The following is a 7,778-nucleotide window of genomic DNA, read 5'->3' as shown; positions in this document are numbered from 1 at the left end:
GAATAAAATACAGTCAGATCTTCATAATTATGAACTGAAATTCTATATTTTGATTTATCAGTGACCTGAAAACTAAAAAATTTCACTGCTCTTTTTCCATTTTTATAATCCCTTACTTTTAAGTTTTTTTCTCTTAAAAGTATTGCTTCATTGGTTTTTAAATCCAGAATTTCGATAAAAAAATCATCATTTACCTGAACATCAAAACCACCCAAAACAAAAATATCATAAAAACCATAATACAAATCAACTTCAAGAATGTCTTTCAACTTGAACTGTAAATTCATATTGGATTATCTTGAATAATTTGGAGCTTCTTTTGTAATTGTTACGTTGTGTGGATGACTTTCTGTGATTCCGCTTGAAGTGATTCTAACAAAACGTCCTGTTTCTTGTAACGTAGGAATGTCTTTTGAACCACAATATCCCATTCCGGCACGAAGACCACCAACGAATTGAAGCATACTTTCGTTTAATTCTCCTTTGTAAGGAACACGACCAACGATTCCTTCGGGAACTAATTTTTTAACATCGTCTTCAACATCCTGAAAGTAACGGTCTTTAGAACCTGTTTGCATGGCTTCAACAGAACCCATTCCGCGGTAAGATTTGAATTTTCTTCCTTCGAAGATAATCGTTTCTCCTGGAGATTCTTTTGTTCCTGCTAATAAAGATCCTAACATTACACAGTCAGCACCGGCAGCGATTGCTTTAGGAATATCTCCTGTATAACGAATTCCACCATCGGCAATAACCGGAACTCCTGTTCCTTTGATAGCTGCGGCTACTTCAAGAACTGCTGAGAATTGTGGGAAACCAACACCTGCAACGATACGGGTTGTACAGATAGAACCAGGTCCGATTCCTACTTTTACACCGTCTGCTCCGTTTGCTACTAAATATTTAGCTGCTTCGGGAGTTGCAATGTTACCAACAATTACATCTATTTGAGGGAATTTTGATTTTACTTCTTTTAAGGTATTTACCACACCTTCAGTATGTCCGTGAGCTGTATCGATGATAATAGCATCTACTCCGGCAGCTACTAATGCTTCTGCTCTTTGAACAGCATCACCAGTAACACCAATTGCAGCAGCAACTCTTAAACGTCCAAAAACGTCTTTGTTGGCGATTGGTTTTTGAGTTAATTTTGTAATATCTCTAAAAGTAATTAAACCAACTAATTCGTAGTTAGCGTTTACAACTGGTAATTTTTCGATTTTATGTCCTTGTAAAACTACTTCGGCTTGTTCTAATGAAGTTCCTTCGGCAACAGTAACTAAGTTAGTACTTGTCATTACTTCGGCGATTGGTCTTGCTCCGTTTTTTTCGAAACGTAAATCACGGTTAGTAACGATTCCTTTAAGGATTTTGTTTTCGTCAACGATTGGGATTCCGCCAATTCCGAATTCTTTCATGGCATTTTTTGCATCTGCAATTGTAGAATTCATTGGCAATGTTACCGGATCGATAATCATTCCTGACTCAGCACGTTTTACTCTTCTAACTTTCGCAGCTTGTTGCTCGATTGTCATGTTTTTATGTAAAACACCAATTCCGCCTTCTTGTGCCATAGCGATTGCCATAGAACTTTCAGTAACGGTATCCATAGCAGCTGATACTATTGGAACGTTTAGTGTTATATTTCGTGAAAATTTTGATTTGATACTCACTTCGCGAGGAAGCACATTCGAGTAGTTAGGTACTAATAATACATCGTCGTAAGTTAAACCTTCGCCGATAATCTTGGAGTTGTGTGCTATCATGTTGCAATTTCTAGTTGAATTGCGTGCAAATATAGTGAATAAATTGGAAACTTGATTACTAACTTATTCATAAATTTAACTTTACACGAAAGGTCTTACAAATAACTTTAAATTAAATTCCAATTTTTTCAAATCCCAAATTCCAACTGATGATCAAAATTCCAATGGGTAAATTCCAAATTCCAATAGAACCGGAATACTAAGAATTGGAATTTAGGTTTTCTTTATTGAAGTTTATTTTTTTTATTGGAATTTGGAATTTAAAAAAATTGGAATTTTAGAATTTTATTCCTCAGAATCGTGGAAAACAAAATTGAAACCAAATTGGAATGCCACACTATTGGCTTTTGAAATGTCTTTGTATTCGAGGACATTATTGACGAGAAGGTACATATTGAGTTTTCCTAGTGTTCCCGCAATTCCTAAACCAATATTTTTGTTAGAATAGGAATCGAATGTATATGTGGCTTTAAGATCTAGTTTCTCAAAAATATTTCGTTTATAAAAAGCGGTCAACGCCACGAAAGGCTCAACAGGCATTGACATTATAAACAATTGTCCACCGATTGCATTGGCATAACTTGTGGTTGTTTTTCCTTTGCAATTACAATCTCCGTTAGAACGTGATTCTCCAAATGAATATTGAATTGATGAATAGAATTTGGTTGGTCGCCAAGTAGTGTATTTATTATAAAGTGTATCTCGCGGTATGGCTTTATCGAATTCGTCAAAAATATCTTCCGGCTCGTTTGTAGGGTCAAAACTAGGGTTTGCTCCCTGATAATTATAGGTTCCTTTGTAGGTTAATGTTTCGATGTCTTTGGTATGATTGATAAAACCAAGATCGACAACACTGGCTGTAAACTGAAGGTTATCTTTGAAATAATAGGTCAATCCGGCATCGATACCAAAGCCCAAACTTCCGTTAAAGAAAGTATTGTGAGCAATATCTTTAGGAATACTGCCTTCGTATTCGTCTTTTGTAAAAGTTGCAATTCCTGAAGTTTTAAGTTCCAGATTTGAAGCAATTACCTGATTGTACATATTAGGCGATCCTTCATTTTGTCCTGTATAAATAAATCCTGAATTTTGAGTAGATGTAGCATTTGCACCGCTTGAATAGAGTTTGGCACGGCCTCCTAAAACCAGTTTTTCATTTAGTTTTTTATGAAATCCGACATGAAATACAGAAAGGACTTCGGCACGAACATTTAAATCGGCGAGATTAAATGCTTTGCCAATATGATTGCGATTTCCGTCTAAGGCCAATATGCCGAGGTCTTTAGGAACATACATTAAGAAATCGAATTCCTGATAAGCACCAAACGAAATATAAGACTGACTATCTCTTCCTCCTACTCTAAAGCCACCGGAAAATAATTCGAGTTGCTGATTGACCTGAGCTTTATCTTTACTAGACGAATTATTGATTACGTTTCGAACTTTGTCATTAAAATCGACTCCGTTATTCGCAAATAAATCGTAGGCCGAAAAACTACTTGATCCTAAATTGGCCGAAACTCCGGATAGCACGGGAATTCCGAAATAGAATTTATACGAAACATCGGCTCCGGGATTTACGAGTGATGATTGAGGGATGGATGTAAAATTATACAACACTTCTTTGTTCTGAGCAAAACCGGAAAGTTGAAAGGCGATAATTAAAATCAGATAAATTTTTCTCATTCGATTTGCATATAAACGGTTGCGCCTGACTTGAATTTTAAATTACCTGTACTATTTTGATCTAACGGTGGTCCGGGTGCCATTGTTACCAGAAAACCTAATTTAGTAGTTCTTTTTAGGAGATCTAATCTTGCGCCTTCGAACACTTCGGTTGGAAATTTAATAACATTTGATGTTCCGGAATAGGCGGGAACACTATAGGAATCTGTCTCCAAAACCTGATTATTGGCATCGAGAAGTATTAAATCGATTCTAAATGCTCTGATTATGGTGTTGTCAATTTCAAAATCAAGTGCTGCTTTTACCAGATGTTCTGTAAAGTATTTGTCCTTGAAAGCGTCAAATTCAGTTACATCAGGATAAACCGCTAAGCTTCCGTCGTTCATAAGCTGAGTTGCGGGAACATTAAAATAAGCCAAATTAGCGACAAAGACAGGCTCTAATTTCAGGTCTTTGGCCTGATCAAAATCTAGATCGCTTGAGCATGAAAAAAACAGGAAGGATATAAATAATATCGTAGAAATTCTCTTTAAAAAAGTTGCTTTCATGGGTAGGTTATATATCTAAATAACACACAACGTTATTCTGTTATTACTTATTATCTGCTATAAGTAAATATAGTAAATTTCTTAATGAAATTTACCAAATAATTTCGAGGCTTCGTTATAAGCGCTTTCAAAACTTAAAGAATTTAAACCGGTTATTTTTTTATTGGATGTAAAGTATGAAATTAGTTTTTCTGTTGGCATGTTTCCGGTTAATTTATCGGTTGCCATTGGGCATCCGCCAAAACCCTGAATAGCGCCATCAAAACGAGTACAACCCGCTTTTGATGCAGCATCGATTTTTTCGAACCAGCTATTGGGTGTTGTATGCAAATGTGCACCAAATTCTATTTGAGGATATTTAGGAATAAGATTCGAAAAAAGATAGGTAATAACTTCGGGCGTAGAACTACCAACGGTATCTGAAAGTGATAAAATCTTTACTCCCATTCCGGCTAATTTTTCTGTCCATTCGCCAACGATTTCAACATTCCACGGATCTCCGTACGGATTTCCGAAACCCATTGAAAGATAGGTCACAACTTCTTTATTTTTCTTATCGGCAATTTCAAGAATTTCTTCTAGTGTCACTAAAGATTCTGCAATGGTTTTATGAGTATTTCGCATCTGAAAATTCTCAGATATCGAAAACGGAAATCCTAAATACTGAATTGGTTCGTGTTCTGCCGCTAACGTTGCACCTTGCGTATTGGCAATTATAGCCAACAATTTGCTTGTAGTTTGCGATAAATCAAGTTGTGCCAAAACCTCAGCCGTATCCTGCATTTGCGGAATTGCTTTGGGAGAAACAAAACTCCCGAAATCAATCGTATCAAAACCTACACGAAGTAAAGCCTGTATATACGAAACTTTATTTTTGGTGGGAATAAAAGTTTTGATGCCTTGCATGGCATCACGTGGACATTCGATAATCTTGATTTCTTTATTCAAAGCTTATTCTTTTGTAAAGGCTAAGTTAGTTTCTTTTTTAAACAAATAAAAAAAAACTCTTACTGATATTTTTTTGCCATATAAGTGATATAAGTTCATTTTAAAGCTAACTATTTGAATGATACTTATAAAATGATATTATTTTTTTGATTCTCTCTCTACTTCCTCAATATTGTAGTACTTTCAATCATTACTTAAAAAAGGAATAGTCATCAATATTACGTATAAATGTAATATTTAATTTTATTACATATATTTGTAATATTAAAGATTAATTTATTTTTAATTATATTTGAAATATGACAAGCGTAATTACTGGAGATATCATTGGTTCAAGACAACAAACGTCTAAACATTGGGTCGAGGATTTAAAAAAAATCCTGTCTCCGTTTGGAGAAACTCCTCGTGAATGGGAAGTTTATAGAGGTGATGAATTTCAGGTAGAAATTAAAAATTCTGAAGATGCTCTATGGTCGGCTATTTTGATAAAAGCACATTTAAGGGCGCTAAAATTAGATGCCAGAATGAGCATAGGTTTTGGTGACAAAACGCATGAAGCAGAGAAAATATCCGAAAGCAATGGTTCAGCTTTCATACATTCAGGAGAACTTTTTGAAACTTTAAAAAAACAAAAATTAACGCTGGCCATGAGAACGGGTGATGCGGCTTTTGACGAAAAAATAAACCTGATGCTACAACTGGCTTTGACTTTAATGGACAACTGGCTCGCACAACAAGCAGAATTTGTTGCCGTTGCCATAGAAAACCCTACCTTATCTCAAGAAGAATTAGGACAAAAACTGGGTATTAATCAAGCTGCCGTAAGCCGCAGACAAAAGCGTGCTCAGTTTGATTTAGTCCTGCAATTAGATCGTTATTTTAGAACACAAATAAAACAACTTACTACGTTATGATTTTATTTATAAAACTACTTTTAGCACATTTATTAGGCGATTTTATATGGCAACCCAACTCTTGGGTAAAGGATAAAGAAACCAAAAAGCATAAAAGTATTTATTTATATCTTCATATTCTCCTGCATGGAGTTTTGGCGGCAATTTTGGTTGGCGCAATTCAGTTTATTCCTTATGCGCTTTTAATCGCTGTAATGCATGGACTTATCGATTTAATCAAACTCCATTTTCAGAAAAAGAAAACAAAACGCACCTGGTTTATTGTAGACCAAATTGCGCATGTTTTAATTTTAATGGGTGTTGTATTACTGTACCAACATGAACCTATAAACTTTCAATGGTTTAATAATCAGTTTTGGATTTTAATTACGGGGGTTTTATTCATTACCAAACCTACCTCTATTTTTATTAAAACCATTATTTCGATCTGGCATCCGGAAAGCCAAAACAGCAACAATGATAATTCGCTTACCAAAGCAGGAAACTACATTGGTATTTTAGAACGCTTATTTGTATTCTGTTTTATCTTAACAGGACATTTTGAAGCGATTGGTTTTTTACTTGCGGCGAAATCTATTTTTAGATTTGGAGATCTGAAAGAGGCTAAAGACAGAAAACTCACCGAGTACGTTATGATTGGTACTTTGATGAGTTTTGGTACTGCTATTGTTACAGGATTAATTGTTCAGGCGCTACTTTTACAATTGCTCTAGAACTTTTTTATTAATTGCTTTTATCAAGGTCGGACCTTCATAAATAAATCCGGTATACAATTGTACCAGACTTGCTCCTGCATTTAATTTTTCGATTGCATCCTCTGCAGAATGTATTCCTCCTACTCCAATAATCGGGAATGCTTTATTGCTTTTCTCAGATAGAAAACGAATTACTTCTGTAGAACGTTTCGTTAATGGTTTTCCTGATAAGCCTCCCATTTCGGTTTGGCTTTCAGATTGTAAACCTTCTCTGGAGATTGTAGTATTGGTTGCAATTACACCCGCAATTTGAGTGGTTTTTACAATATCAATAATATCTAATAATTGCTCATCTGTAAGATCTGGAGCTATTTTTAATAAAATTGGTTTTATTTTTTGAGTACTTGTTTTTTGTTTCTCAACATTTCTGTCTTGTAATGTTTGCAACAAAGCCGTTAAAGGTTCTTTATCCTGTAAAGCTCTCAAATTTGGCGTGTTTGGAGAACTCACATTTACTACAAAATAATCGACATGATCAAACAATGCATCAAAACAAATGATATAATCGTCTACTGCATTTTCGTTTGGCGTTACTTTATTTTTACCAATGTTTCCACCAATCAAAACTCCTGTATTCTTTTTTAAACGTTCTACGGCTTCGATAACGCCACCGTTATTAAACCCCATTCGGTTAATAATCGCCTGATCGGCTTTTAATCTAAACAAACGTTTCTTTGGATTTCCGTCCTGGCCAACAGGAGTTACCGTTCCTATTTCGATAAAACCAAAACCAAAATCAGAAAGTTCTTTGTATAACTTGGCATCTTTATCAAATCCTGCAGCCAATCCAACCGGATTTTTGAATTTTATCCCGAAAACTTCACGCTCTAAACGAGTATCTTTTACTTCGTAAATAGATCTTATTATTGATGAAACTCCTGGAATTTTCGAAATGAATTTAACAAATGAAAAAGTAAAGTAATGCACTTCTTCCGGATCAAACCAAAAAAGTATCGGGCGAATTATCAATTTATACATAAGAGTGTTGTGTTGTTGTTTTTCAGGTGGCAAATTTAAATATAATACTTGAAAGTGACTATGATTTATATCAACTGTTTCCATTCTTTCTATTTTATCAAATTTAAGGCTTAGCAGGAAAGAGGACTTTTTTATTTATAAAAAAAAAAAACTATTAAAACGATTTTACTAACTTAGCCATAT

The 7,778-nt window shown here is 34.8% G+C and carries 8 protein-coding genes; 2 read left to right on the top strand and 6 right to left on the bottom strand.

What is annotated here, in order from left to right; translation table 11 throughout:
* From FLACOL7796_RS01230 to FLACOL7796_RS01210, 5 genes are all read right to left on the bottom strand, one after another.
* Nucleotides 1-287: hypothetical protein (locus tag FLACOL7796_RS01230; RefSeq protein ID WP_173968995.1), on the bottom strand; the 287-nt coding region annotated here is incomplete at its 3' end.
* A gap of 6 nt (nt 288-293) precedes the next feature.
* Complete coding sequence (guaB, locus tag FLACOL7796_RS01225) at nt 294-1,766, bottom strand: IMP dehydrogenase (RefSeq protein WP_173968993.1); 1,473 nt, start codon at nt 1,764-1,766, stop codon at nt 294-296.
* Nucleotides 1,767-2,051: 285 nt separating this feature from the next.
* Nucleotides 2,052-3,452 (bottom strand): DUF5723 family protein, encoded by a 1,401-nt coding sequence (locus tag FLACOL7796_RS01220; protein ID WP_173968991.1) that lies wholly within the window; start codon nt 3,450-3,452, stop codon nt 2,052-2,054.
* Nucleotides 3,449-4,000, bottom strand: a complete 552-nt coding sequence (locus tag FLACOL7796_RS01215) for a hypothetical protein (RefSeq protein ID WP_173968989.1) — start codon at nt 3,998-4,000, stop codon at nt 3,449-3,451. Before FLACOL7796_RS01215 ends, FLACOL7796_RS01220 begins: the two co-directional genes overlap by 4 nt.
* 81 nt (nt 4,001-4,081) lie before the next feature.
* Complete coding sequence (locus FLACOL7796_RS01210) at nt 4,082-4,948, bottom strand: hydroxymethylglutaryl-CoA lyase (RefSeq protein ID WP_173968987.1); 867 nt, start codon at nt 4,946-4,948, stop codon at nt 4,082-4,084.
* 299 nt (nt 4,949-5,247) lie between these two features.
* On the opposite strand from FLACOL7796_RS01210, the gene FLACOL7796_RS01205 reads away from it, so the two are divergent.
* Together FLACOL7796_RS01205 and FLACOL7796_RS01200 are read left to right on the top strand one after the other, a co-directional pair.
* Nucleotides 5,248-5,862: a SatD family protein gene (locus FLACOL7796_RS01205; protein WP_173968985.1), complete on the top strand. Its 615-nt coding sequence runs from the start codon at nt 5,248-5,250 to the stop codon at nt 5,860-5,862.
* On the top strand, nt 5,859-6,575 hold the full coding sequence (locus tag FLACOL7796_RS01200) for a DUF3307 domain-containing protein (protein ID WP_173968983.1): 717 nt from the start codon (nt 5,859-5,861) through the stop codon (nt 6,573-6,575). Before FLACOL7796_RS01205 ends, FLACOL7796_RS01200 begins: the two co-directional genes overlap by 4 nt.
* Here the strand turns inward: FLACOL7796_RS01200 and FLACOL7796_RS01195 are convergent.
* On the bottom strand, nt 6,561-7,595 hold the full coding sequence (locus tag FLACOL7796_RS01195; RefSeq protein WP_173968981.1) for a quinone-dependent dihydroorotate dehydrogenase: 1,035 nt from the start codon (nt 7,593-7,595) through the stop codon (nt 6,561-6,563). The two genes, FLACOL7796_RS01200 and FLACOL7796_RS01195, sit on opposite strands and share 15 nt — an antisense overlap.
* Between the last annotated feature and the right edge of the window lie 183 nt (nt 7,596-7,778).

The sequence above is a fragment of the Flavobacterium bizetiae genome, assembly GCF_902804475.1.
Classification (GTDB): Bacteria; Bacteroidota; Bacteroidia; order Flavobacteriales; family Flavobacteriaceae; genus Flavobacterium; species Flavobacterium bizetiae.
Note: the sequence above shows the minus strand (reverse complement) of the source record. Positions and strands in the feature narration are given on the sequence as shown.